Here is a 25,567-nt window from a genome sequence, read left to right on the forward strand (position 1 = left end):
CAACCCCTAACAATTCTGGTTAATCGACGATCGTCAATCGAGAAAGAATCCGATTCGAATGTATCGCCCGCCGCGAGTCGTTGCCGATTCGATGCCGCCAATCTGGCGGCATTTTAGCTCTGTCACAGAAGCTTTTGAAATCCGGTGATTTGCCGCCGATTGCGCCGTCAGGCGATCATTTGGTTCCGCGAGATGCCAGGCGCCCGAACAATCGGGGCAGCGCATTGCCGATCGAAACATGCGCCAAAGCGAGCTTGACGCTGGGAGCATGCAGCAACGCCGTCTTGAAAGACGGACGCCCATTCGCGGCGCGGGCAGCGCTGGCGAAAGCCGTCGCCGACACCTTTGGCGCCGCCACTGCGGCCATCACAACGGGCGCGGCGGCGTCGCGATAGCCGTGGATCCAGCGGCGGTCGCCGCTGAACGACATGATCGGGCGCACCGCATTGGCCTGGCGCCCGTCGTAGATGCGGTCGGTCATATTATCGAGGACGACCCAGCCCGCCTGCGACCGCACCATCAGAAACGCATGGTCGGCGTTGATCGCGAGGTCGCGCAGCAGCACAAGTTTCATGCGGTCACCGTCGATACCCGCCGCGCGCAGCATGTGCATTTTCAGGATCGCATAATCTTCGCAATCGCCGCTGCCCCGCGCGACCGTTTCATCGGCGGTCGCCCAAAAGTCGCGCTGCCGGTAATTGCGCTCGTCGTCGGCATAGGCGATCTGGCGATTGACCCACAGGTTGATCCGTTCGAGCGTCGTCGCCTCGCCCAGCCCCGGCGTCACCGCAGCGCGATCGAGCTGCGCCTGCATCAGCCGCACGGCGGGCGCGCGGCGGACGCGCGCCCAGCGATCGTCAAAGCGCGTCGTATCGACGGGAATGGCGAGCGTCCCAAGCTCGCTGTCGGGGTCCGGAGCAGCCGTCGCCAGCACCGCAACGGGCGCGGTGCAATCGACCCGCACCGACACGGCCGCCGGGCGATCGGCATTGAACAGGCGGTCGGCGCCCCGCGAAATCGCGTGGACGACCATCGGATTGGTGCGCGCTGGAGCGGCGTCGACCGTCGGCGCCGGTTGTTCCTGGCTCATCCGGATCCGGTCGAGCGCGCTTGGCGCCTCCGGTTGGAACGGGGCGACGGCGGCGAAGGTCGACGTCGTCGATGGCGGGGCGACAGCGGCTTGGCAGCTATCACCGATCGCAAATGACTTGGCATTGGCCATCTTCATCGCGGTCGCGTCGGTCGCCGCATGCGCCGTCGCGGGCGCCATTGCGGCAAGCGAGAGCGCTGCAACGCTGGCGATGGTTGAAGGATGGAGCCGCGCGAACATAGCGCGAGGCATGCCGAAGCGACGTGAGAATATGCTTCAGCAACATGGTTAACGACGCGTTTAGGAAAGAGCCGCCGCTATGCCGCTACGCTCGATCGATCAGCGGGCCTGCTGCGCGGCCAGCACGCGCAACACATTGCCGCTCCACATTTTTTCGATGTCCGCGTCCGAATAACCCGCGGCCTTCAGCCGCTCGGTGACCTTGGGTAGCGCCGAAATATCCTCGATCCCCTTCAGCCCGCCGCCGCCGTCCCAGTCGGCGCCGAAGCAGATATGATCGACCCCGCCGACCTCGATCGCGCGCAACACCATCGCCATATATTGCTCGAAATCCGCGGCCCACAGTGGCTCGGTCTTGTCGAGTTCGCGCCATTTGCGGTTGAGCTCGGCCTGCTCGGCGGGCGACAGGCTGCCGATGCGTTCATATTGCCCGAACAATTCGCCGCGCGCCGGGGTCATGTTCATGTCCGACATGAAAATCGTCGAAATGCACATCGCGCCGCCCTTTGCGGCCAATGCTTTCAGACGCCCCTCGTCCAGATTGCGTGGATGATCGTTGGTCGAGCGCAGGCTCGAATGCGACAGGATGATCGGATATTTCGACAGCACCAGCAACTGGTCGAACGCCGCGTCCGACGCATGGCTCGCGTCGATGATAATACCAAGCCGGTTCATCTCTGCCACCCACTGCCTGCCCAGCGGGCTGAGCCCCTTCCAGCGCGCCTCGCCCGTCGCGCTGTCGGCGAACTGGTTGGTCCTGGAATGCACTGGCCCCGCCATGCGGACGCCCTTTTGGTGGAACTCGGCGAGCAGCGCGAGGTCTTCGCCCAGCGGATAGCTGTTCTCCATCGCCTTATAGGCGATCAGCTTGCCCGCCTTGTTCAGCGTTCGCGCGTCGTCAGCCGTGCGCGCCGGACCGATGGCGTCGCTATGCTTGGCGATGGTGGCGTCGATCAGATCCGAACGCGCCCGCGCAAAAGCCAGCGCATCGGCATAGCCCTTCGCATCGAGCGCGCCCTGTTCGGTGTAGATAACGAAAAAGCCGCCATCGAGGTTGCCGTCCTTCATCCGCGGGATGTCGAGCTGGACCATATCCTCGGTCAGACCGTGGCGGTCGGCAAAGCTCCACCCTTGCCGCTCGAAATGCAGCGGGGTGTCGAGGTGGGTGTCGAGGACCAGCATCCGGCTGTGCAGCGGCGCTTCGGGCGCCTTCACCGCTTCCTCACCGGTCGAGCAGGCGGATAGCGCGGTGGCGGCAAGCAGGATCGCGAGATGCTTCACTTCTTGTCCTCCACCGGTTTCAGGTCGAGATCATGATAATCCCAGCTGAAGTCGGCAATCTTGCTCACCGCCTTCATCGTCACCCCGGTGATCCTGCCGTCGGCATCGAGCACGAAGGTGACATAAGCAGGCTCGATCGCCGGGTCGTCGAAATCGGTGACGAAGCTGTCATATTGCCAATGTTTCAGCCGCCCCGCCATCCGCGGCGTCGAAGTAAAGTCGATCGTCAGGCCATTTGCCGTGGATCCGACGACGACATCGCCATACCACGGATCGCGGTACCGCCCGGCATAGCCCGCCAGCGAAAGCGAGGGACCGCTCTTCGCTGGCGAGGCTTGCGTCTGCTTCAGATATTCGACCCCGCCCGCGAGCCGCGATTGGTACCAATCCTCCCATTTGTCGATCCAGCCATAGTCGGGTTGGTCGAGATAATGGTCGAGCAGGTCGAAATAGAGGCCGAGGAGCATCCCGCTGTCCTCGCTGTTCATCATGATCGCAAAGCCGACATTCTTGTCGGGGATCATCACGACGCGGGTGATCGACCCGAACACCCCGCCGCTGTGCTGGATGATACGGTGGCCGCGATAATCCTGCACTTGCCAGCCCAAGGCATAGGCTTGCTGGTTCGGCTGCGCCGGTTTCAGGCTGTCGGGCAGCGGGGTGATCGGCATCGGGGTGACCGGTGCCCACATCTCTTTGGCCTGCGCTTCGCTGAACAGCCGCTTGCCATTGGGTAACGCGCCATAAGCGAGCTGGATCTTGAGCCACGCGGCCATGTCATCGGCGCTGAGCGCCAGTCCGCCAGCGGGCGCGCCGTTGCGGCCGAGTTCGTCGCGTTCGTTCAGCGCCTGCTGCGGGCCAAGACCGCGCAGCGGCCCCGACAGCCGGGCGTGCGGCCATGACCGGTTGGCGATGCGGAAACGATCCTCGCTGTCGGTCGTCCCGTCGCGCATCCCGCCGGGGCGCAGCAGGCGGTCGCGCATGAACCTTTCCCAAGTCTGGCCGGTTACTTCCTCGATCAGTTGGCCCGCCACCGCATAGAGGATATTGTCATAGGCATAAGCCGAACGGAAACTGGTCTTGGGCTTCAAATAAGCGACGCGCTCGACCGTCTGTTTGCGGGTCAGGTTGGTGCGCGGCACGAACATCAAATCGCCCTGCCCCAGCCCCAGCCCGCTGCGGTGAACCAGCAGGTCGCGGATCGTGATCTCGCGTGTGACCCACGCGTCGTACATGCGGAACCACGGCATATGTTTGATGACCGGATCGTCCCAGGCAATCTTGCCTTCATCGACCAGGATCGCGAGCGCCGCCGCGGTCATTGCCTTGCCGGTCGAGCCCGTCTGGAACAGCGTTTGTTTGTCGACCGGCGCGCGTTCTCCGAGCTTGCGGACGCCCCAACCGCGCGACAGCGTCGTCTTGCCATCCTCGACGATCGCAATCGATACGCCGGGGGCGCCGATTTTCTGGCGTAAGGTTTCGACCGTTTCCACGATGTCCTTGGGCGGTTCGGCCCAGGCGGGCGCCGCGACCGACAGCATCAACGACAGGGCAAGCAGGCGGTCGGTTTTCATGGCAGGGTCTCCATTCGGACGGGAGCGGGGCGCCAGAGGCGCCAGACGCCGATGGTCAGCAGCGGCGCGACAAACACAATCAGGAACAGCCAGGCGAGGAAGCGGTAGCCGCTGGCGATCAGGTCGACGAGGCCGATGCGCGCCGCGACGAACATGCAGCCGACCAATATGACGCCGCCGATTGCAGCGCGCGCGCCGGTGCCGAGCGGCGGGCGGCCGCGCGTCTCGACCACCCCGGAAACGCGCTCGTTGATCGCATGGATCGCGCCGACCCCGCTTTCGAGCAACGCGGCAAAGATCATCAACTGGAACAGGATATGGAACCCCGGCACCGCCATCTGGCGCAGCAGGAAATCGGACGGCAAGGTCTCGGCGCCGATCGCCGGGTAGAATGCCATCATCGCGACGAAGAACAGGGTTGCAGGCAGCATGGTCAGCGGCCCGGCGATGATCCCCGCGACCAGCGCATCGCGCTGGCTGGTGAGGTGGCGCAGCACCGGCAGGATGATCACCGCGCCGACGATATTGTAACTGGCGTAGGTCAGCCCGCCCGCGACCCAATTGCCCGACGGCGGCGGCGCATTAGCGAACCCTTCTGCGATCAATCCGCCGAAGCTGGTCAGTGCGAAGATCAGGAACAGCGCATAAACGGCATAGATCAGCATCGAGGCATATTTGAACAGTGTCTCGACAGTGTCGGTCCCGAACGCCGTGAAAGCAACGATGCTGACCGCCAGCACGATGGACCCGGCAAGTTCGGGCCAGCCAAAGGTCGCCGCGCCGATCGCGCCTGCCGCAGCGCCGAACACGGCGAGGATCAGGATCACGAAGATCAGATAGGCCAGCTCGAACGCAACCCAGCCCGGTCCCAGAAGCCGCTGAAAAAACGCTCGATAGTCATAGGCGCCCATTTTCCGGGCGAGCGCGAAAGTGACCGCGGCAACGGTGCTCCAGATCAGCGTCGCGAGCAGCATCGCCGACAGCCCGCCCCACGGCCCGGACGGGACGAAATATTCAGCGAGTTCGCGCCCGGTGGCATAGCCGCCGCCGATAATCACCGCTTTCAGCGCCAGTCCGGGCAGCAGGAAGCGCTGGAACCAGCTCGCCCTGCCGCCCGTCGCGCCCACACTCACGCGAGAATATTTTCGACAAGCGCATCGAAGGAAGCGCCGCCACGGATCGGGTCGGTCACGGGCAGACCCAGCCGCTCGCGCTCCGCCGCCATCAGCGCTTCGGCAGCGTCGGCGTCATAACTCGATGTATTGAGGCTGACCCCGCCGCAGCGGATCGCCGGGTTGGTGCGGCTGCCGAGGCGGATTGTCAGATCGATGACCTCTTCGATCGAGGGCAGCGCAAAGCTTTCCATGCCCAGGATCACCTTGCGTGTCGGATCGTGACAGACGACGAACACATCGGGCTGGCTGCCGTGGAGCAGGCCCAAGGACACCGCGGCATAGGCGGGGTTGAAGATCGACCCCTGCCCTTCGATCAAGTCCCAATGGTCGGCGGACGCATCGGGGCTCAGAATCTCCGCAGCGCCTGCCTCGAAATCGGACACCACCGCATCCATCGGCATACCGCCGCCCGCAATCATGATCCCCGTCTGGCCGGTCGCGCGAAAATCGGCGTCGATGCCGCGTTCGACAAAGGCGCGGTGCAGCGCCAGCGCGGTATATTTCTTGCCGAGCGCGCAGTCAGTGCCGACGGTGAGCAACCGCTTTCCGCTGCGCTTGCGACCATTGCCGATCGGGATCGACGGCGGCGGCGTGCGCACATCGATCAGCCGCTGGCCGGTGCGTTTCGCCGCCTCGGCCAGCGCGGGCAGGCTCGCCAGCCGGACGTGCAGCCCGCTGATGATATCGAGCCCCGCCTCCATCGCCTCGACCAGTACCGCGACCCAGCTGTCGCCGATCACCCCGCCCTGGTTGGCGACCCCGATCACCAGCGACCGCGCCCCCGCCGCCCGCGCCTCGGCGGGCGACATCGGCGGCAGGCCGGTGGTGACGGTGCAGCCGCCGATCGCCAGCTCGCCGACGCAGCGATCCGCGGCCCAGTCAGCCAGCCCGAAGGCGGTCTTGGCATAACCCGCCTCGGTCGTGTCGCCGAGGAACAGCAGATAGGGCTGCGGCAGGGTCAGGCTGCTCTCCAGCCTGCCGGTGGGCGCGTTCATCGTATCCAACTCCAGTCCGCTCAATAGGCCAGGTCGAGCGCGATGCCGACGGTCCGCGGCTGAAGCGGCGAAATGCCAAGGAAGCTCGGCTGATTGAGCCCGTTGGCAAAGGTCGACCGCGCCATCTCACCCTGATTGTCGAGCAGATTGCGGGCATAGGCACGCAATGTCCAGTGATCGCCCACGGTGATCGAGGCGTTGAGATCGACCGAGGTATAGGGCTTGGCGGTCGCGACCAGCGGATCGCTTTCGACCAGCGACAGCCGGTTGCTGGCGTGGCGGATGCCGGCACCAAAGCTGCCCTTGTTGCCGCCGCCCAGCTCGAATTCATAATCGGCGCGCAGCGCGCCGCTGAATTTCGGTACCGCGGGCAGGCGGTCGCCCTTCACGCCGCTGATTTCGGGCACATCCTCGCTCAACCCCGCGTCGGTATAGCTGCCGGTCGCGCTGATCGTCAGGCCGGGGGATGGACGCAGCGCAAAGCTGCCCTCAATCCCCTTGCTCCGCGCCTTGCCGCCGTTCGCACCGCCCGACACGCCGCCGAACGAACGCACGACCTGGATGTCGGTCCAGTCCATCAGGAACAGCGCGACATCGACCGAAACCATGCGGTCGGCAAAGTCGGACTTCAACCCGACTTCATAGTTCTTCATGCGGTCGGCATCGACCGTCGGGGGGACGTTCGGAACGATGACGTTCGGTCCGCCGGGGCGATAGCCCGTCGCGAGGCGCGCATAGAGCATGGCGTCATCGTTGATGTGGAATTGCGGGCTGATCGAATAGGTGAAGACGCTTTCCGCCGATGTGCCGGGATCATCGGCTTGGGGTACGATCGCCCCCGAGCTGATCTGGCGGAACGTCTGCTTGTTGCGCGCCCAGCGCAGGCCGCCGGTGATTTCGAACTGGTCGCTGAGCTTGAAGGTGCCGTTCCCGAAGATCGCATATTCCTTGTATGTCGCGGGCAGCCCGACGATCGCCAGCGGATCGAGCCCGGGGATCGGATTGCCGGCCATGTCGAACGAGCGAACCAGCTGTGCATTGCTGGTGGTTTCGTCGGTGAAAAAGCCGCCGATCAGCCATTCGAACCGTCCGCCGCTCGGCGAAGCAAGCCGCAGTTCCTGCGTCCATTTCTTGAGGCCGAGGTCGAGCGAGAACGGCGTGATGCCCGGCGGGACCGCGCCGCCGGTCAGCAGCGGGAACAGCACGCCAAAGGCATAGCTCGCATCCTGCACCTGCGCGCTCTGCGTCTTGCTGTACGTCGTCGCCGACGTCAGGATCGCGGCGCCGAAATCATAGTCGAGCGTTGCCGAATAATAGTCGAGATCGACGTCGAAGGATTCGGGAACGAAATTGTTGAACGACCGACCGTCACCCAACCGCTGTCCGGTCAGGTCGGCGGCGTAGAGGGCGTTGCCCTCGGAATCGAGCGACTGCCAGATCCCGGCCAGCTTCACGCTGAATTCGGGCGTCGGCGTCCACAGCAGCGCCGCGCGGCCGCCGCGCTGTTCATAATCATTCTGGTCCTTCAGCGCGGCATTGTTGACGCTGTCGACCCAGCCTGGGGTGCTGCGCCAGGCGAAGCTGCCGCTCACCGCCAGTTTGTCCTGCACGATCGGCACATTGACCATCACCTGCGCGCCCCAGCCGAGCCCGTCGCCACCCTTGATCGCGAAACCTTCAACCCCCGCCTTGACGCTGAAGGCATTGGTGTTCGGCTGGACCGTGACATATTTCACTAGGCCGCCGATCGAGCTGGCGCCATAAAGCGTACCCTGCGGCCCTTTCAGTACCTCGATCCGTTCGAGATCATAGGGCATCAGGTCGATCGTGAATGCCCCGGCGCGGTTGTAGATCGCGCTCGATCCCACCGGTGCGTCATCCAGATAGATGCCGACGGTCTGGCTCGAGTTCAGCGGCGCAACGCCGCGCAGCGTGATCGTCGTCTGGCCGGGCGTGCCGCTGTTGCTGACATTCATGCCGGGGACGTAACCGGCATAATCGACCAGCGACGCCGAGCCCTGTTGCTGAAGCTCCTCACCGTTCACGACGGCGATCGCAATCGGCACGTCCTGGACATTCTGGACGCGCTTTTGCGCGGTCACGACGATTTCGCCCGCCGCCTCGAGCGCGCCCGGTTCCTGCGCCTGCGCAGGCATCGCGGCGATCATTGCGGCAATGCTTGTAGCGAAATAAAGTCCTTTGTTCATTGTCTTACCCCCAGACTTGCGCCAGCAGGCGGCGGAAATTGCCCCCCAACACGGCGGTGATGTTGTCGTTTGAATAGCCGCGGCGGATCAGCTCCTCAGTCAGGTCAAAGACCTTCAGAGGATGATCGAAACCGTCGATGTCGATCTTGTCGCGAAACGCGTAGCTGCCCTTGTACGCGCCCTTGAGCAGCGCATATTCGTCCGGCTTCATGTCGTCATAGCCGTGCAGATCGGCGTCCGATCCGATGCCGACATGGTCGATCCCGACCAGTTTGGCGACATGGTCGATATGGTCGGCCATATGCCCGACGTTGGTCGGGTCGGCGGTGCGGACGAACATCCGCACCCCGGTGATGCCCATCACCCCGCCCTTGGCCGCCAGCGCCTTGATCGCCGCGTCGGTCTTGACGCGCGGATGATCGACCAGCGCGCGCGCGTTGCTGTGGGTGATTGCGATCGGTCCCTTGGCAATCTCGATCGCGTCGAGGGTCGTCTTGTCGCCGCAATGCGACACGTCGACCAGCAGGCGCTGCTTTTCCATTTCGGCGATAATCGCGGCGCCATAGTCGCTGATCCCCCCGTCGATCCGTTCGGTACTGCCCGAACCGATCAGATTTTGGCTGTTATAGGTCAGCTGCGCGCAGCGCAGGCCAAGGCGGCGGAAAAGCGCGACATCCTCGATCTTTTCAAAATGCTCGGCATTCTGGATGCCCATGATGACGGCGCATTTCTTGTCGGCCTTCGCACGATCGAGATCGGCGACGCCATCGACCAGCGTGAACACATGGCTGTTACGCCCCGCGAAACCCTGCCACCCCGCCAGAAAGGTCAGCGCCTGTTGCTTCGCGTCCGGGCCGCCGAGGCCATAGGCATTGTGAAAGCCGGTGATGCCGCTGGCGCGAAACTCTGCGGCTTCGGCATCGGTCAGCCGGTGCGCGACATAATCCTCGGCCAAAGTGATCTTGAGCGGCGCCAGCATGTCGATGACAAGCGACCGCGCGACGAGGTCGACCGCGCGGCGCGTGTAAACACGGCCCGGTGCGGCAGCGAACGCATAGCTCCCCCTGTTCACCATCGGCGCAGACAAGGCGGCGCCGACCGCGCCGGCGATGACCGCGCGGCGCGTTACTGCGAATGACCCCGTCATTCCAGCCTCCCTCTCAACTAAATTTCAATATGACGACTATTGTCCTAATCAGAAAATTGTCAACCCATTTAGGACATGAAATTGTCATCTATCCCCAAATTTCTGCCGGACAATGGATCATCCCGCCGCGATATTCGACACCGGGCGTCCGATCGCGCGCCAGAAAGGTTGGGCCGTCGAGGTCGACGATGTCACACAGCTGGCCGAGTACGAACGACGGGGCCATCGACAGGCTGGTGCCCATCATGTTGCCGACCATCACGTCGAGCCCCAGCTTGCGCGACTGCCGCGCGATCGCCAGCCCCTCGGTCAGCCCGCCACATTTATCGAGCTTGATATTGACGACATCGAAGCGCCCCACCAGCGTCGCGGTATCGGCGAGCGTCACCGCGCTTTCGTCGGCGACAAAGGGCAAAGGCCGTTTCAGTCCGTCGAGATCGGCCTCGTGCCCGCGCTTGAGCGGCTGTTCGAGCTGCGCGACGCGGGTCTGGACCAGCACCGGCAGCAGCTCGGCCAGCGTGGCAATGTCATAGCCCTGGTTCGCATCGACCCCGATCCACGCATGCGGGCGCGCGGTGCGGATCGCGACAATCCGGGCGATGTCGTCACTGAGGTCGCCGGTCAGCTTGACCTTGATCGGCGCCTCCGGATCGATCGCCAGCGCCGCTTTCGCCATATTGCCCGCGCTGTCGGCGCCAATCGTCAATGTCGAGGGTAGCGCGCGCGGCGGCTTCAGTCCGGCCAGTTCCCACACCGGGCGCCCCGCCTGCTTCGCCTCCAGATCCCAATAGGCACAGTCGAGCGCGTTGCGCGCGCCGCCCGGCGGCAGCAGCTGCTGCAAATCGGCGCGCGTCGCGCCGCGCTCGATCACGCCGCGCACCCGCGTCGCTTCGGCCAGCATATGGTCGATGTCGTCGCCCAGATAATAGACCCCCGCCCCCTCGCCGCGCCCGACATGCGTGCCGTCGGACAGCTCGGCGACGAGCAGCGCGGTTTCGGTGAAGACATGCCCCGAAATGCGGAACGGCTGGTGGTAGGGAAACCGCTCGACCCGAAGGTCGAGCGTCAGTTCCTGCGTCATTTGCGTCGCCATCAATACACCATGTCAAAGCCATAGAGGTTGAAGGCGAGTGTCACCCACACCAGCACCAGCGCCGCGAGCAGCAGCAGCACCGCGCCAAGCTTCATCGTCCAGCGGCGCTTGTCTTTGATCGTCAGCCACAGGTGCCAGCCCGCGGTTGCCAGCAGGCCGAACGAGGCCACCGGGGTCAGGATACGCAGCAGATGGATCAGCCAGTCGAGCGGACCGCCGAGGCTACCGATATCGGCTGAGAAAGCGGCGATCAGTCCGAGCCAACCTGCCAGCGCCGCCAGCACCAGCCACGCAAAGATGCGCGACAAGCGGTAGGCGCGGCGCGATTTCCCTTCGAGCGCAAAAACGGCCTTGAAGCTGCGCCGCACCAGCGCCCGCACCGGCCACGCCAGCGCCGCGAGCAGGACAATGCCAAGCGCCGCGATCAGTGCCGGGGTCAGCCAGGCGGCATTGACGCCCGCCGGAGCGGGTTCGAACACCATGAACGGCGATCCGGCATCGACGCTGAAGCGTACCACTCGGCCGTCCTTCACTTCGGCGGCAAGGCGTTCGCCAGTGCCGCGGTCGCGCCACACGAACGGTTCAACCTCGACCCAGTCGCGCGCACCGGCGCCGAGGCCGTCGAGCGCGGGGAAGGTGATCTTGCCGTCTTCGGTCAAAGAGATGGTGGCCTGCCCGAGCAGCCCGAGCAGGCTCATGAAGTTGGTGAAGGATCCGCGGCTGCTGACATAATTGCCGACCATCATCTGCGCGTGCTCGCTCGCGGTCTTGGCATCGACCTGCCCCGCCTTGTCCTCGCCGGGCAGATAGCGATCGGCGAATTTGTGGAACAACGCGCTGCGTATCGCGCCCGCATCGCCCTGCTTCCCGGCGCTGTTCATCGACACATAGACGCCGATGTCATCTTCGGGGAACAGCCACAGATAGGAGTGGAACCAGACCGTATCGCCGCCATGCGCGATCGCGCGCCGACCGTTGACCCATTGTTCATAGAAACCAAGCGCCATGCTGTTGAGCGGGCCGACACCAGGCGCCTTGAAATCATGCATTTGCTTCGCGGTCTCGGGCTTCAGCAGACCGGCGCCGTCATTGAGATGCGCGATCATGAATTTGGCCATATCGGCGCCACTCGCCGACAGGCTGCCTGCGGGTCCGGGGATGACGATCTCGAACGGCTTCGCCTTTTGCGTGATGTCGGGATAGCCCTTGGCCATATGCGGCGCGAGGCGCGCGGGCAGCGGCTGCCGGAACGTCGAATGATTCATCCCTAGCGGCTTGAAGATGTGATTTTCGATATAGTTATCGAATGGCTCGCCGCTCACCCGCTCGACGATATAGCCCGCCAGCGCAGTTGCGTAATTGGAATAAGCAGGGGTGGTTCCGGGGGCAAATACCCGCTCGGGCAGCGCCAGCGGCATCTGCTGCTTCAACGTCATCACCGCCTTGGGATCGCTGCTGATCAGGTGACGCACCGACTCTTCGAACCCCGGGGTATGGGTCATGATGTTGCGCATCGTGACCGGCTTGCCCTCAAAGGGCGGGATCTTGAAATCGAGATAGGCGTTCACATCCTTGTCGAGGTCGATCTTGCCCGCCTCGACCTGTTGCATCACCGCGGTCCAGGTCAGCAGTTTCGACACCGATCCGGGGCGGAACATCGTCGTTTCGGGGAGCACCGGCGCGCGCTTGGCAACATCGGCAAAGCCATAGCCTTTTTGCAGCACGACCTGGTTACCGCGCACGACGACGACCACCGCGCCGGGGATGCGCGCGCGTTCAAGCGCATAGGGCAGATAGCCGTCCATCCACGCTTCCAGGTCCGCTGCATCGAGCGTAACCGGCGCCTTCGGCGTGGCAGGACTGACCACGGCGGCTGTTTCGACTTTCTTCGCCGTCGGTGCGGGCAGCGGCCCCTGCGCCGCCAGCGGCAGCGCGGCGAGCGCCGCCAATCCGATCATCGCCTTGCGGATGAAACGCATCACTTTCCCCTTTTGTCTGGCCCGCCCTGTCTGACCTTGCAGCAAGCGGCGCGACGCCTTACCAAGGGTCAACAACTGTTAACCCAATAGGGACATAATGATCCTGATTAGAAAATTGTCAAACATGGAATGGAAATTTTGATGGCGGCGCGTGCGGCCCCACCCACACTCGGCACCGTGATGAAGAGCATTCGCTCGCGAAACGGCTGGACACTCAAGGAGATGAGCGCGAAATCGGGGATCCCGGTCTCGACGCTGTCAAAGGTCGAACATGACCGGCTGACGCTCAGTTACGACAAGCTCCAGCAGCTCAGCCAGCGACTCAGCATCCGCATGTCGGACCTGTTCGCCGAGGATGAGGGCGACACCACTCCGCGCGTCACCGGCCGCCGCAGCGTCGGGACGATCGATCAAGCGGTGCGCGTCACCACCGACAATTACGATTATCATTACCTCTGCACCGACCTGCGCCAGAAACGGATGATCCCGATCATCACCCGCATCCGCGCGCACAGCGCGAGCGAGTTTGGCGAGCTGGTCCGCCACCAGGGTGAGGAGTTCATCTATGTCCTGGAAGGCGCGATCGAGATTCACACCGAATTTTACGATCCCGTCGCGCTCAAGACCGGCGAAGGCATCTACCTCGATTCGTCGATGGGCCACGCTTATGTCGTCGCCGACGGGTTCGACGAGGCGCTGGTGCTCGGCGTCTGTTCGAGCGCCGACGACGGACTGATGGATTCGCTGATGAGCCTGCACGGCTGATCCCATTCGGAGAAAATTGATGGCCTCTTCGCGGCGCTTCGTCCCTTCCGTCTTGCTACTCGGCAGTTCGATGCTGCTGTCGGCGTCGGTTGGCGCGCAGGCGCCTGCCTATGACCTGATCGTTCGCGGCGGCACGCTCTACGACGGGTCGGGCCAGTCGCCGGTTGTCGGCGATGTCGCGATCAAGGACGACCGCATCGTCGCCGTCGGTAAAGTGACCGGAACGGCGAAAAGCGAGGTCGAGGCCAAAGGCATGGCGGTCGCGCCGGGGTTCATCAACATGCTCAGCTGGGCGACCGAATCGCTGATCGTCGATCCCAAAAGCCAGAGCGACATCCGGCAGGGTGTCACGCTGGAGGTGATGGGCGAAGGCTGGTCGATGGGGCCGCTGAGCCCGGCGATGAAACGGCAAGAAACCGAGCGCCAGGGCGACCTCAAATTCCCGATCGAATGGACCAGTCTTGGCGATTACCTGAGCTATCTGGAAAAGCGCGGCGTTTCGACCAATGTCGCAAGTTTCGTCGGCGCGGCGACGGTGCGCGTCCATGAATTGGGCGAAGGCGACGTCGACCCGACCCCCGAGCAGCTCGACAAGATGCGCGCGTTAGTGCGGCAGGCGATGAACGAAGGCGCGATGGGGGTCGGCAGCTCGCTGATCTACGCCCCCGGCTCCTACGCCGAAACCGACGAGCTGGTCGCGCTGACCAGCGAGGCCGCGAAATGCGGCGGCATGTACATCAGCCACATGCGCTCCGAAGGCGACCGCTTGGAGGAAGCCGTCGACGAGCTGATCGAAATTTCACGCCGCTCGGGTGCCCCCGCCGAAATCTATCACCTCAAGATGGCGGGGCGCAGCAATTGGGGCAAACTCGATTCCGTCGTCGCCAAGATCGAGGCCGCCCGCGCCGCCGGCCAGCGGATCACCACCGACATGTACACCTATACCGCGGGCGCGACCGGGCTCGACGCTGCAATGCCAACCTGGGTGCAGGCGGGCGGGCTGGAAGCGTGGATCGAACGGCTGAAAGATCCTGCCACCCGCGCGCGCGTTGCCGCCGAAATGCAGCAGCCCGGCAGCGACTGGGAGAATCTCTACTTGGGCGCGGGCGCCGACAAGATGATCCTCTCGGGCTTCAAGAATGAGAAGCTCAAACCGCTGACCGGCAAAACGCTGGCGGAGGTCGCGGTGATGCGCGGCAAGTCGCCCGAGGAAACCGCAATGGACTTGGTGGTCGAGGACGGCTCACGCGTGGGCACCGTCTATTTCCTGATGTCCGAGGACAATGTCCGCAAACAGATCCAGCTCCCATGGATGAGCTTCGGGTCCGACGGTGCATCGCAGGCGGCCGAGGGCGATTTCCTGAAATCGGGCGCGCATCCGCGCACCTATGGCAATTTCGCGCGCCTGCTCGGCCGTTATGTGCGCGACGAAAAGCTGATCTCGCTCGAGCAGGCGGTGTACCGCCTCACCACCCTGCCCGCGACCAATCTGGGGATCAAGGAGCGCGGCGCGCTGAAGCCCGGCTATTATGCCGACGTCGTCGTCTTTGATCCGGCCAAGGTCGCCGATCGCTCGACCTTCGAGGATCCACACCAATATTCGGTCGGCGTGCGCGACGTGTTCGTCAACGGCGTGGCCGTGCTGCGCAATGGCGAACATAGCGGCGCGACGCCCGGGCGCGCGGTGCGCGGGGCGGGCTGGAACCGATGCCGATGACCCCGCACTGGCGGCGCCAAAAAATGCGTATAACTAAGCTGCTGTTTTGACGCTGGTTTGCATGAACTAGTCCATCGATCCGGCGCGAAAGCGCAAATTCCTTCCAAAAATCGGCTTAAAAGCGTCGATGCGAGCCCGTTAATTCTCGCATGACCACCAAAGCAACCCCATCGAACGAGCCGGTAGGACGGCTTCTGGATTGGCTGGGACTTCGCCAGGGGCGAATCAATCCCGCGGCAGGACGCCCGGCGCCCCCGGACGGTGGCGGCACGCGCGACCTTGCGCAGTTGGCGCGGCATCAGCTGATCGGCACGATCATGGCCTTTCTGGTCGACAACGACCTCGACGTGTCGCCCGCGAACCTGTTGCTCGCGCATGGCGCCTTTTCGGGGATGAACCCGCCGCTCGCCCGGCAAATTACCGCGCGGTCGCAATCGCCGGAGGGGATCACGCAGCAATGGCTCAACGAGCTCAGCGAACAGAATAGCGCCCCCGCCGACCACGCCGATCTCGACCGCCTGATGACGCGGCTCGAAACCAATCTCGAATCCTTTCATGCCCACGCCAAGGAAGCGCGGAGCGTGACCAGCGATTATGGCACCGAACTCGAACAGCATGTCGACGACCTGGAACAGCTCCAGAAAACCGGCCGCATCGTCTCGAGCCTCGCCGATCTTGCGAAGGTCATGCTGGAGCGTACGCGCAAGGCCGAGGACGATATGCGCAAGAGCGAGGATGAGGCCAAGGCGCTCCGCCGCAGCCTCGAGCGCGCCAAGCGCGACGCCGAGCTCGATTTCCTGACCGGCCTGCCCAACCGCCGCGCGTTCGAAATCCTGCTCGAACGCCATTACAAGGAAGCCCGCGCCGCTTGCGAACCGCTTAGCGTCGCCTTTTGCGACATCGACGAGTTCAAGAAGGTCAACGATCTTCATGGCCATGAAGCCGGTGATCGCGTCATCAAGGCCATCGCCGACACGCTGGCGCGCATTTCCGACGATCGCTGTCACGTTGCCCGTCACGGCGGTGAGGAATTTGTCATGCTGTTCCGCGGCCTGACCCCGACCCAGGCGGCGCAGCGACTCGACGAGGCGCGCGAAGGTCTGGCCGAACGCCGCCTGATCAACCGCAAGACCGACGAGCCGTTCGGGCAGATCACCTTCTCGGGCGGGGTTGCCGACGTCTTTGGTTATGGCGAAACGCGCGGCGCGCTCAAGGCCGCCGACGACGCCCTGTACAGAGCGAAAGCGGGCGGTCGCAACCGCATCGAACTCGCCGAACCCAACTGAACCGGGCTTCCCGCAAGGGGGCGGGACGCCGCGGATCATCGCGCACCAGAGCGCGACGATCCGCGGCGATTTCCGTGCATGGCGGCGCGACCGGCGGGCAACGACCGCCACCACCGCCTGTTCCGATGTCGGCAGACCACCCCCGGGCACGCACCGAACATCTGAACAAGTCCAATCTAATACCAATATCGATATTGGCGCCCCGCCGTGGCGCCCCATCGCAAGCATTCGCCCCCGCATAACTCCAATCTTGACAGCATAAGCAGGATTGTTATGACTTATGCATTACCAATAAAGACCAACGGATCTTTGGGAGGATCGACATGCTGAAATCAAACCGCCTTTTTGCCACCGCAAGCATTCTCGCGTTCGCGACCTGCGTTACCCCGGCGGCGGCGCAAGGTACTGACGCGGTGGCCACTGATGAAATCGTCGTCACGGGTTTTCGCGGCTCGGTAGCACAGTCGATCGACGCCAAGCGCGACCTGGCGGTGATCGCCGACGTCGTGACCGCCGAAGACATCGGCAAATTCCCCGACAAGAACGTCGCCGAAGCGCTGCAGCGCGTTCCCGGCATCGTCGTCAATCGCGAATTCGGCGAAGGCGAACGCGTCTCGCTGCGCGGCACCGCCCCCAACCTCACCAAGACGCTGCTCAATGGCCATTCGGTCGCCACCGCCGACTGGTTCATCCTCGATCAGGTCGCCTCGACCCGCAGCTTCAACTATCTGACCCTGCCCGCCGAAATCGTCGGCCGCCTCGAAGTCTATAAGAGCCCGCAGGCCGATATCGAGGAAGGCGGCGTTGGCGGCACGATCAACGTCATCACCCGCAACCCGCTCGACCTCGAACCCTTCGCCGTCTCGGCGTCGCTGCAGGGCGTCTATTCGGACTTGTCGGGCAAGGTCGATCCGCAGGTTTCGGGGCTGGTCAGCTGGAAAAATGCCGACGAGACCTTTGGCGTCCTGATCGGCGGCATTTATCAGAAGCGCCGCACCCGCCGCGACGGCCTGGAAATCTTTGGCTATCGCCCCGCCGGTGGTGGCCAGACCGCGCTTATTCCCACGCTGATCGGTTCGACGATGTTCGAACAGAATCGCGAGCGCTATGGCGCCAATATCGGGATCCAGTTCCGCCCCTCGGACGAGCTCGAGATCAAAATCACCGGGCTTTATTCGCGCTTCAACGCCGACAACTTCAACCAGAATTATCTCGCCTGGGGCGATCAGGCGCTGGGCGGCGGCGGCACGCTGACCAACGCCGTGGTGCAGGACGGCATCGCGGTCGCGGGCACCATCGCGTCGCGGAACAATGGCACCGAGGGATTTGGCGTCGTCTATGACGCGATCGATCGTCAGGCCGTTGCCAAGACCGTTTCGGCCGACTTCGACCTGACCTACCGCCCCAGCGACACGCTGACCGTCCATTTCAAGGCCGGCTGGACCAAGGCGAACGGCGATACGAGCAACGAGAATTTCATCGAATTCGCGGGGCCGGGCCGCTTCACCTATGACCTGCGCAGCGGTCGCCCCGAAGTCAGCTTTGGCAGCCCCAGCCCACTCAATCCGGCAGGCATCCGCCCCGACTTCGCGCGCATCCAGTCGGTGACCAATGATGACGAGGAAAAATATCTTTACCTCGACCTCGAAAAAGAGGTCGAATGGGGTCCGCTGACGGCGCTGAAATTTGGCGTCAAATATACCGACCATGATCGCGTCGCCGAACGCTTTGCCACCAACGGCGGCGTCTTTACCCCCGGCCTGCGTTGCGGCGGGGCGCCATGCACCTCGGCAAGCTTTGCCACCGGCGGCGGCATGCCCGGCGACTTCCTCGACAATATCGCGACTGATGGCACGCTGACCGACTATTGGCGCGTCGACCCGGCCAAGCTGCGGGCGATTTATGCCGCGCAGACCGCCCCGGGGACCGATCGCTTCCTCGTTCCCGGCAACAGCTATTCGATCAATGAAAAGGCCTATGGCGGCTACGGCCTCGCGAAATTCGGCGGCGACAACTGGCGCGGGAATGTCGGCCTGCGTGTGATCACGACCGACCAGACGTCGCAAGGCTTCATCATCGGCGGCGCCAACCCGCAGTTCACCAACCCGTTCGGCGGCTTTACCCCGAGCACGGCGAAGCGGTCGTACACCGACGTTCTGCCGAGCGCGAACCTGTCGCTCGACCTTTCGGATCAGGTGGTGCTGCGCTTCGGTGCGGGCAAGACGGTGACGCGCCCCGACTTTGTCGACATCACCCCCGGCGTCGATCTCAACGGCACCCTGCTCACCGGACGCGGCGGCGACCCGAACCTCGACCCCTATCGCGCCAACCAATATGACCTGTCGATCGAATGGTATCCCGATCGCGAAACGATCGTTGCGCTTGCCGCATTCTACAAGGATATCCAGTCATACATCGTGAATGCGACGTCGGTCGAAACCCTGCCCGGGGTATTCGTCCCGGGATCGCAGCCCGCAGGCTGCGTCGCGGCGGGCGGCGGCAATCCGAACCTGTTCAATTGCCCCTATCAGATCAACCGCCGCAGCAACGGGACCGGCGGCCGCAATCAGGGCTTCGAATTCCAGGTCTCACGCCCGATCTGGGGCGGCTTTGGCGCGGTGGTGAATTACACCTATTCGGACGCCAAGGCGAACAATGGCGACCCGATCCCGGGCAATTCGAAACACGCGCTCAACCTGACGGGCTATTATGAAAACGACCTGCTCAGCGCGCGCCTGTCGTATAATTATCGCTCGAAATTCTTCATCGACATCGACCGCGCCGCGCCGCTCAATCAGGCCGCCCTGTCGTCACTCGATGCCTCGGTCAGCGTCAATGTCACCGACGGCATCGCGCTGACGGTCGATGCGGTGAACCTGACCAACGAGCCGATCGAGCAATATTCGGGCACCCGGGCGCAGCCGCGCGCGACCTATGACAATGGTCGCCAATTCTACTTCGGCGTTCGCGCCAAATTCTGACACTGGGCGCAGCGGCCGCACCAGCTCCATAACGGAGCTGGTGCGGCCTCTTTTTTTTGGCTCGGCCCCGGTCGGGCCTCAGCGGCTCCAGCGCGCGAAGATGGCGGTTGGCAGCAGCAGTCCGCGCGTCTCCTCGCGCACCGCCAGCTCGCCGCATTCGACCTTTCCGGGGAGATCGGCGAACAATTGCGCCAGCAGCTCGCCGATCGCGAGCGCCGACATGCGCACGGCATAGACGGTCAGGAACAGCGCGCGGCTGTCGGCGTCGAGCAACTGGCGGCAATCGGTCAGCAGCGGCGCCAACCCTTCCTCCAGTTGCCAGCGCTCGCCGGTCGGGCCACGGCCGAATTTCGGCGGATCTAGCAGGATCGCGTCATAGCGTTTGCCGCGCCGTACCTCGCGCGCGGTAAATTTGCCCGCATCGTCGAGTATCCAGCGGACCGGCTTGTCCGCCATGCCCGCCAGTGCCGCATTCTCGCGGGCCTGCCCGACCGACTTTTTCGATGCATCGACGTGCGTTACCGATGCACCGACGGCGGCGAGCGCCTGACTGCCGACCCCGGTGTAGCCGAACAGGTTGAGGAACGCCGGGTCGGGCTTGTCGGCAACCTTTGCGCGCAACCAGTCCCATACGGGCGCCATGTCGGGGAAGAAGCCCAGATGCCGGAACGGGGTGCACGACGCGGTAAAGCGCGTTTCCCGCCACGCGAGCGGCCAGCCGTCGGCAGGGACGGGCTTGTTGTAATACCAGCGCCCGCCGCCATCGTCGTCGGACGCCGGAATGAATTCGCCGTCCGCCGCTGCCCACTCGCTGTCGGGCATTGCGGGTGCCCACATCGCCTGCGGTTCGGGGCGAATGAAACGAAAGCGGCCATAGCGTTCGAGCTTGCGGCCATTGCCACTGTCGACCAGCCCATAGTCGTCCCACGCCTCGCCGACGAGGGTGACGAGCGGCAACAACTCAGCCACGCGCGGCTTCCGCCAGCACAAACGCCTTCACCGCATCATAGTCTCCGGGAAGCTTCGTAAAGCGTTCTTCGCGCTCAAAAAGGTTACCAAGCCGTGCGGGCAGCGGCGGCCGCACCCCGGTGGCGCGCTCGACCGCTTCACGGAACTTGGCCGGATGCGCCGTTGCCAGCGTCACGACGGGGACGTCGGCGTCAATGTCGAGCGCCCGCGCCGCGGCGAGACCGACGGCGCTATGCGGATCGACGATCTGGCCGCCATGTTCCTGCGCCCAGCGCAGCGCGAGCGCCATTGCGTCGCCGTCGATGCTCGCGCTCGAGAACAGCCCGCGCGCGCCGACCAGCATGTCGGCAGGGATCGTCATCGCGCGGTTGCGGTCGAACTCGCCCATCATCGCGGTGATCGCGGCGCCGTCGCGGCCCGACAGGTCGAACAGCAGGCGCTCGAAATTGCTGCTGACCTGAATGTCCATGCTGGGGGTGGCGGTCGCGGTGACCGTCCCGGCGCTATAGTCGCCACTGGTCAGCGCGCGGTGCAGGATGTCATTGACGTTGGTCGCGACGACCAGCCGCGCGATTGGCAAGCCCATCTGCGCCGCGACATAACCCGCGAACACATCGCCGAAATTACCCGTCGGCACGCTGAACGCGATCGGCCGATCAGGACCGCCGAGCCGGACCGCGGCATAGAAATAATAGACGATCTGCGCCATCAATCGCGCCCAGTTGATGCTGTTGACCGCCGACAAATTGACCTGCGCGCGGGCCTCTTCATCGCCGAACAGCCGCTTTACCATCGCTTGCGCATCGTCAAAGCTGCCGTCGATCGCGATATTGTGGACGTTCGGCGCCAGCACCGTCGTCATCTGGCGGCGCTGGACATCGCTGACCCGGCCCTCGGGGTGGAGCATGAAGATCTGGATATGCTCGCGCCCGGCGACCGCCTCGATCGCCGCCGACCCGGTATCGCCCGACGTCGCGCCGACGATCGTGATGTTCGTTTCACCGCCGCTCAGGAATTTTTCGAACAATTGGCCGAGCAGTTGCAGCGCGACGTCCTTGAACGCCAGCGTCGGACCGTGGAACAGCTCGAGCAGCCAGTGGCGATGGTCGAGCTGGACGAGCGGGGTCACCGCATCATGGCTGAAGCTGCCATAGGCGGCGCGGCAAAGCTGACGCAGTTCGTCTTCGGACAGGACGCCTGCGACGAACGGGCGCATGACGCGCACCGCGGTTTCGACATAGTCGAGCCCGGCGAGCGCCCGGATCTCGTCCGCCGCCATCTGCGGCCAGAGCGCGGGCAGGTAGAGGCCGCCATCGCTGGCAAGACCGGCAAGGGTCGCGGCACGAAAGTCGAGGGTCGGCGCGGAGCCGCGGGTGCTGATATATTCCATGGCGGCCCAGCGCCTAGCGGGCCAGCTTCAAGGCCGCAAGCGGCGACGGAGGGCCAGCACGTAGATGATCAGCGCCGCCGCAGCGAACAGGAACCATTGCACCGCATAGGCCAGATGGTTGTTCGGCGTATTGTCGGCCGACGGAACCGCACTGGCGCGCAGGCCCGCGGCGGGCATGTCGGCGATCAGCATGGCGCGCGCGGCCGAACCCTTGCCGGCGGCACGCTCCATCACCGTGGGCTGGTCGGGCCCGGGAACGATCGTCCCCTGAACGATCCCACCGCTCCATTTGGGCGGGGTAAAATCATCACCGATGCCGACATCGACAAGCACCCCCGGCCCTTCGGCGCCGGTGCGGCATTCGGCGATCATGCGAAAGCCCGCCCTTCCCTTCTGGTCGGTGCCGCTGCGCGGATCCCAGCGCACGGGTTCCAGGCACACGACGCTGCTCTTGCGAAACAGCAAACTGTCGGCAACCGGCGGCAGTTCGGGATAGGTGACGAGCGACGACATCGCCATATTGCGCTGATAGAGCGCGACCAGCGCTTCCTTTTCCGCCTTCCGCTGCAACTGCCACACGCCCAGACCGATCATCACCGCCACCGCGATCAGCACCAGGATGGTCGGGATCAGCGGCCAGCGCCGCGCGGAGGGCGTTGCCGCTTCAGTCATTCGGCTTGTCCAGCTGGCGCCCCTCGGCCGCCTGCCGCTGATGCTCGCTCGCCAGCAGCGCGCCCTTGGCGACGCGCAGGCCATAAACCACCGCGGCAGCGGTCAGCGGCACCCACAATATGACATGAACCCACAAGGGCGGCTGGACAGCAGCGTCGAGGGTCAGCGCGATCGCGACAAGCAAGGCGCCGATGATCAGGGTCAGGAAGGCGGCGGGACCATCGCCGACATTGTAGCGGCTGTAATCGAGCCCGCAGGCACGGCACGTCGGCTGAAACTGCACCGGCCCGTCGAACAGCGTCTTTGCCCCGCATTCGGGGCAGAGGCCAAAAAGGGCAGCGCGCCAGACCGGCGGCTGCCCCTTTGCAATGGATTCGGTGTCCGGCAACTTAGTGCGCGGCGACCGGCGCGCCCCAGCCGCCCCAGACATAGACGATGATGAAGAGGAACAGCCACACCACGTCGACGAAGTGCCAGTACCAGGCAGCTGCCTCAAAGCCGAAATGCTGCTTCGGGGTGAAATGGCCCTTGTAGGTGCGCACCAGGCAGACGATCAGGAAGATCGTGCCGACAAGCACATGGAAGCCGTGGAAGCCGGTCGCCATGTAGAAGGCCGAGCTATAGTTGCTCTGTCCGAATCCCCAGGGCGCATGGGCATATTCATAGGCCTGGATCATCGAGAAGATGACGCCAAGGATGATGGTCAGCCACAGACCCTTTTTCAGCCCTTCGCGGTCGCCATGGATCAGCGCATGGTGTGCCCAGGTGATCGTGGTGCCCGAGCAGAGCAGGATCAGCGTGTTGAGCAGCGGCAGCGAGAAGGGATCGATCACTTCGATGCCCTTCGGCGGCCACATGGTGATCGCTTCGGCGCCTTCTTGGCCGAACATCGACGTTACCGCGCCTTCGGCATATTCGATCGGTACCGGGAACAGCGAGAAGTCGAACCAGGCCCAGAACCAGCCGACGAAGAACATCACTTCCGATGCGATGAACAGGATCATGCCGTAACGCAGATGCAGCTGTACGACCGGGGTATGGTCACCGGCGTGCGCTTCGTTGATGACGTCCGACCACCAGCTGAAGAAGGTGGCGATCACCCCCATGAAGCCGAGGCCAAGCACCCATTTGCCGACGCCGCCGAAATAATCGTCGTGCATGTACATGACGAGCCCGAAGAACATCACCATCGCCGCCAACGAGCCGATCAACGGCCAGACGCTGGGGTTTACCAGATGATAGTCATGATGTTTGGCACCGGACATTGCGTGTTTCCCGTTTTGCAGCCCCAGCGTCGCGATTCCCCATCGCTCGCCGGTCCTTGAAATAAGACTCTGATCGCGGCCTTAGCTCGCCTTTTTACCCTCGTCTACAGGGTGAAAGGTGTAGCTGAGGGTGATTTCCTGGATGTCGCGCGCGTCCGGATCGTCCATGATCTTGGGATCGACGAAGAACAGCACCGGCATCCGCATCTGCTGCCCCGGCTCCAGCCGTTGTTCGGTGAAGCAGAAGCATTGGATCTTGGTGAAATATTTGCCCGCCTGCGTAGGCGTGACATTGAACCCGGCGGTGCCGACGACCGGCCTTGACGAGTTGTTTTCGGCGATAAAGATCGCCATGTCGCGCGCGCCGATGCTCACCGTGTCGGTCGGATGCTCGGGGTAGAATTTCCACGGCAGCCCCGCCGACACATTAGCGTCGAAACGGACCGAAATGGTTTTCGACAGGATCACCGGGTCGGCCGCCGCCGCAACGGGGTCATAACGCTGCGTCGTGCCACCGAAGCCGGTCACACGGCAAAACAGGTCGTAGAGCGGAACCGCTGCAAAGCCGAGCCCGACCATCGCAAGCGCCAGCGCCGAGGCAAGGCTGGCGGTCTTCGCCTTGGGGGACAGGCGCCCAATTGCGGGAAAAGACCTCATGCGAATATCTGGATCTTGGCGATGGTGATGAAGAAGAACAGGATCGCGAGCGCGCCCAGCATCCACGCCATCATATTGGCGCGGCTACGCTGGCGGCGGCGATACTCCGCCTCGTCGAACGGCGCGGGCTTGGGTTCGTCGGTCATATGGTCCACCAATGGTCGGCAACAACGGCGCCGAACAAAATGAAAAGATAGGCAATCGAATAAGCGAACAGGCGCTTTTCGGGTTGCATCAGATCGCCCTCACCCGTCGTGCGGGTACCGACCTGCACCGACAGCGCCACGAACAGAACCGACTGGATCGTGGCTGTCCAACCATAGAGCGCACCGGTGTAACCAAGCGGCCATGGGGCGATCGCCGCCGCCGCCATGATCAGCGCATAAAACAGGATCTGGCGCCGCGTCGATTTCTCGCCCGCCACCACCGGCATCATCGGGATGCCCGCGGCGGCATAGTCCGAGCGCACGAACAGCGCGAGCGCCCAGAAATGCGGCGGGGTCCAGAGGAAGATCAGCAGGAACAGCATCACCGGCAGCGGTGCAACGCTGCCCGTCGCCGCGACCCAGCCGATCAGCGGGGGAAAGGCGCCCGCTGCACCGCCGATGACGATATTCTGCGGCGTCCGCGGCTTCAGCCACATCGTATAGATGAACACGTAAAACAGGATCGACACCGCCAGCAGCAACGTCGCCTGCCAGTTCGACGCAAACAACATCAGGAACAGCGAAAAGGCAGCAAGGCCGATCCCGAACTGGAGCGCCGTCTGCGGGTCAAGCCGCCCGGCGGGAAGCGGCCGACCGGCGGTGCGCTTCATCTTGGCGTCGAGCCCCGCCTCATACCATTGGTTGAGCGCGCCCGACGCGCCTGCGCCCAAGGCAATCGCGAGGATCGACGAAAAGGCAAGCACCGGCGGCACCGACACCGGCGCCGCGAGCAGCCCGCACAGCGCGGTGAAAACCACCAGCGACATCACGCGCGGCTTGGTCAGCGCGAACAGGTCGCGCCAGTCGGCGGGAAGCGCCGTTTCGCCATGGGTCAGGCTTTGCGCCATGTTAACTCCGGCCATCAGGGAAACGCCCCC

General features: G+C 64.0%; 21 protein-coding genes. 4 read left to right on the forward strand and 17 right to left on the reverse strand.

Going from position 1 to position 25,567, the window contains the following annotated elements:
- Window positions 1-175: 175 nt before the first annotated feature.
- The 9 genes from FFS18_RS00230 to FFS18_RS00270 all read right to left on the reverse strand — a co-directional run bounded on the left by FFS18_RS00230 (window position 176) and on the right by FFS18_RS00270 (window position 12,781).
- Window positions 176-1,342: a transglutaminase-like cysteine peptidase gene (locus FFS18_RS00230; protein WP_137869268.1), complete on the reverse strand. Its 1,167-nt coding sequence runs from the start codon at window positions 1,340-1,342 to the stop codon at window positions 176-178.
- 87 nt (window positions 1,343-1,429) lie between these two features.
- The gene (locus FFS18_RS00235; protein WP_137869269.1) at window positions 1,430-2,611 is read right to left on the reverse strand and encodes a dipeptidase; all 1,182 of its coding nucleotides are present in this window, start codon (window positions 2,609-2,611) and stop codon (window positions 1,430-1,432) included.
- A complete protein-coding gene (locus tag FFS18_RS00240) occupies window positions 2,608-4,185 on the reverse strand; it encodes a serine hydrolase (protein WP_137869270.1) in 1,578 nt (525 codons plus the stop codon). The genes FFS18_RS00235 and FFS18_RS00240 overlap by 4 nt, the downstream gene beginning before the upstream one ends.
- On the reverse strand, window positions 4,182-5,318 hold the full coding sequence (locus FFS18_RS00245) for a YkvI family membrane protein (protein ID WP_137869271.1): 1,137 nt from the start codon (window positions 5,316-5,318) through the stop codon (window positions 4,182-4,184). Before FFS18_RS00245 ends, FFS18_RS00240 begins: the two co-directional genes overlap by 4 nt.
- Window positions 5,315-6,355, reverse strand: coding sequence for an N-acetyltransferase DgcN family protein (locus FFS18_RS00250; RefSeq protein WP_137869272.1), 1,041 nt, complete (start codon window positions 6,353-6,355; stop codon window positions 5,315-5,317). Before FFS18_RS00250 ends, FFS18_RS00245 begins: the two co-directional genes overlap by 4 nt.
- A 20-nt stretch (window positions 6,356-6,375) precedes the next feature.
- Window positions 6,376-8,562: a TonB-dependent receptor gene (locus FFS18_RS00255; protein WP_137869273.1), complete on the reverse strand. Its 2,187-nt coding sequence runs from the start codon at window positions 8,560-8,562 to the stop codon at window positions 6,376-6,378.
- A 4-nt stretch (window positions 8,563-8,566) separates the two neighbouring features.
- Window positions 8,567-9,709: a dipeptidase gene (locus FFS18_RS00260; protein WP_137869274.1), complete on the reverse strand. Its 1,143-nt coding sequence runs from the start codon at window positions 9,707-9,709 to the stop codon at window positions 8,567-8,569.
- 88 nt (window positions 9,710-9,797) lie between these two features.
- Window positions 9,798-10,802 (reverse strand): dipeptide epimerase, encoded by a 1,005-nt coding sequence (locus tag FFS18_RS00265; RefSeq protein WP_137869275.1) that lies wholly within the window; start codon window positions 10,800-10,802, stop codon window positions 9,798-9,800.
- Window positions 10,802-12,781, reverse strand: a complete 1,980-nt coding sequence (locus FFS18_RS00270) for a serine hydrolase domain-containing protein (protein WP_137869276.1) — start codon at window positions 12,779-12,781, stop codon at window positions 10,802-10,804. The genes FFS18_RS00265 and FFS18_RS00270 overlap by 1 nt, the downstream gene beginning before the upstream one ends.
- 141 nt (window positions 12,782-12,922) lie before the next feature.
- Here FFS18_RS00270 and FFS18_RS00275 point away from each other — a divergent pair, with 141 nt between their 5' ends.
- From FFS18_RS00275 to FFS18_RS00290, 4 genes are all read left to right on the forward strand, one after another.
- Window positions 12,923-13,546: a helix-turn-helix domain-containing protein gene (locus FFS18_RS00275; protein ID WP_137869277.1), complete on the forward strand. Its 624-nt coding sequence runs from the start codon at window positions 12,923-12,925 to the stop codon at window positions 13,544-13,546.
- A gap of 52 nt (window positions 13,547-13,598) precedes the next feature.
- Window positions 13,599-15,263: an N-acyl-D-amino-acid deacylase family protein gene (locus tag FFS18_RS00280; protein ID WP_249340232.1), complete on the forward strand. Its 1,665-nt coding sequence runs from the start codon at window positions 13,599-13,601 to the stop codon at window positions 15,261-15,263.
- A 149-nt stretch (window positions 15,264-15,412) separates the two neighbouring features.
- Window positions 15,413-16,549, forward strand: coding sequence for a sensor domain-containing diguanylate cyclase (locus FFS18_RS00285; RefSeq protein WP_137869279.1), 1,137 nt, complete (start codon window positions 15,413-15,415; stop codon window positions 16,547-16,549).
- Window positions 16,550-16,872: 323 nt separating this feature from the next.
- A complete protein-coding gene (locus FFS18_RS00290) occupies window positions 16,873-19,530 on the forward strand; it encodes a TonB-dependent receptor (protein WP_137869280.1) in 2,658 nt (885 codons plus the stop codon).
- Between the two features lie 78 nt (window positions 19,531-19,608).
- Here the strand turns inward: FFS18_RS00290 and FFS18_RS00295 are convergent, their stop codons facing one another.
- From FFS18_RS00295 to FFS18_RS00325, 8 genes are all read right to left on the reverse strand, one after another.
- Window positions 19,609-20,487, reverse strand: coding sequence for a class I SAM-dependent methyltransferase (locus FFS18_RS00295; protein ID WP_137869513.1), 879 nt, complete (start codon window positions 20,485-20,487; stop codon window positions 19,609-19,611).
- A 4-nt stretch (window positions 20,488-20,491) separates the two neighbouring features.
- Window positions 20,492-21,889 carry a threonine synthase gene (gene thrC, locus FFS18_RS00300; RefSeq protein WP_137869281.1) on the reverse strand — a complete coding sequence of 466 codons (1,398 nt, stop codon included), beginning with the start codon at window positions 21,887-21,889 and terminating at the stop codon, window positions 20,492-20,494.
- A gap of 27 nt (window positions 21,890-21,916) precedes the next feature.
- The gene (locus FFS18_RS00305) at window positions 21,917-22,561 is read right to left on the reverse strand and encodes an SURF1 family protein (RefSeq protein ID WP_232014670.1); all 645 of its coding nucleotides are present in this window, start codon (window positions 22,559-22,561) and stop codon (window positions 21,917-21,919) included.
- Window positions 22,554-22,949, reverse strand: a complete 396-nt coding sequence (locus FFS18_RS00310; protein ID WP_249340233.1) for a DUF983 domain-containing protein — start codon at window positions 22,947-22,949, stop codon at window positions 22,554-22,556. Before FFS18_RS00310 ends, FFS18_RS00305 begins: the two co-directional genes overlap by 8 nt.
- A gap of 1 nt (window position 22,950) precedes the next feature.
- Window positions 22,951-23,826 (reverse strand): cytochrome c oxidase subunit 3, encoded by an 876-nt coding sequence (locus FFS18_RS00315; RefSeq protein WP_120216711.1) that lies wholly within the window; start codon window positions 23,824-23,826, stop codon window positions 22,951-22,953.
- Between the two features lie 81 nt (window positions 23,827-23,907).
- A complete protein-coding gene (locus FFS18_RS00320) occupies window positions 23,908-24,483 on the reverse strand; it encodes a cytochrome c oxidase assembly protein (RefSeq protein ID WP_120216712.1) in 576 nt (191 codons plus the stop codon).
- Window positions 24,480-24,629, reverse strand: coding sequence for a cytochrome c oxidase system small membrane protein (locus FFS18_RS17320; protein ID WP_168453161.1), 150 nt, complete (start codon window positions 24,627-24,629; stop codon window positions 24,480-24,482). Before FFS18_RS17320 ends, FFS18_RS00320 begins: the two co-directional genes overlap by 4 nt.
- Window positions 24,626-25,552, reverse strand: a complete 927-nt coding sequence (locus FFS18_RS00325) for a heme o synthase (protein WP_502704160.1) — start codon at window positions 25,550-25,552, stop codon at window positions 24,626-24,628. Before FFS18_RS00325 ends, FFS18_RS17320 begins: the two co-directional genes overlap by 4 nt.
- Window positions 25,553-25,567 lie beyond the last annotated feature (15 nt).

The sequence above is a fragment of the Sphingopyxis sp. 2PD genome (assembly GCF_005503695.1).
In the GTDB taxonomy this organism is placed as follows: domain Bacteria; phylum Pseudomonadota; class Alphaproteobacteria; order Sphingomonadales; family Sphingomonadaceae; genus Sphingopyxis.

What these genes read in the sequence shown, in the direction of transcription:
- FFS18_RS00230 (WP_137869268.1), bottom strand. Translation starts at nt 1,342, where the DNA reads ATGCCTCGCGCTATGTTCGCGCGGCTCCATCCTTCAACCATCGCCAGC.
- FFS18_RS00240 (WP_137869270.1), bottom strand. Translation starts at nt 4,185, where the DNA reads ATGAAAACCGACCGCCTGCTTGCCCTGTCGTTGATGCTGTCGGTCGCG.
- FFS18_RS00250 (WP_137869272.1), bottom strand. Translation starts at nt 6,355, where the DNA reads ATGAACGCGCCCACCGGCAGGCTGGAGAGCAGCCTGACCCTGCCGCAG.
- FFS18_RS00255 (WP_137869273.1), bottom strand. Translation starts at nt 8,562, where the DNA reads ATGAACAAAGGACTTTATTTCGCTACAAGCATTGCCGCAATGATCGCC.
- FFS18_RS00260 (WP_137869274.1), bottom strand. Translation starts at nt 9,709, where the DNA reads ATGACGGGGTCATTCGCAGTAACGCGCCGCGCGGTCATCGCCGGCGCG.
- FFS18_RS00265 (WP_137869275.1), bottom strand. Translation starts at nt 10,802, where the DNA reads ATGGCGACGCAAATGACGCAGGAACTGACGCTCGACCTTCGGGTCGAG.
- FFS18_RS00270 (WP_137869276.1), bottom strand. Translation starts at nt 12,781, where the DNA reads ATGCGTTTCATCCGCAAGGCGATGATCGGATTGGCGGCGCTCGCCGCG.
- FFS18_RS00275 (WP_137869277.1), top strand. Translation starts at nt 12,923, where the DNA reads ATGGCGGCGCGTGCGGCCCCACCCACACTCGGCACCGTGATGAAGAGC.
- FFS18_RS00285 (WP_137869279.1), top strand. Translation starts at nt 15,413, where the DNA reads ATGACCACCAAAGCAACCCCATCGAACGAGCCGGTAGGACGGCTTCTG.
- FFS18_RS00290 (WP_137869280.1), top strand. Translation starts at nt 16,873, where the DNA reads ATGCTGAAATCAAACCGCCTTTTTGCCACCGCAAGCATTCTCGCGTTC.
- thrC (WP_137869281.1), bottom strand. Translation starts at nt 21,889, where the DNA reads ATGGAATATATCAGCACCCGCGGCTCCGCGCCGACCCTCGACTTTCGT.
- FFS18_RS00305 (WP_232014670.1), bottom strand. Translation starts at nt 22,561, where the DNA reads ATGACTGAAGCGGCAACGCCCTCCGCGCGGCGCTGGCCGCTGATCCCG.
- FFS18_RS00315 (WP_120216711.1), bottom strand. Translation starts at nt 23,826, where the DNA reads ATGTCCGGTGCCAAACATCATGACTATCATCTGGTAAACCCCAGCGTC.
- FFS18_RS00320 (WP_120216712.1), bottom strand. Translation starts at nt 24,483, where the DNA reads ATGAGGTCTTTTCCCGCAATTGGGCGCCTGTCCCCCAAGGCGAAGACC.
- FFS18_RS17320 (WP_168453161.1), bottom strand. Translation starts at nt 24,629, where the DNA reads ATGACCGACGAACCCAAGCCCGCGCCGTTCGACGAGGCGGAGTATCGC.
- FFS18_RS00325 (WP_502704160.1), bottom strand. Translation starts at nt 25,552, where the DNA reads ATGGCCGGAGTTAACATGGCGCAAAGCCTGACCCATGGCGAAACGGCG.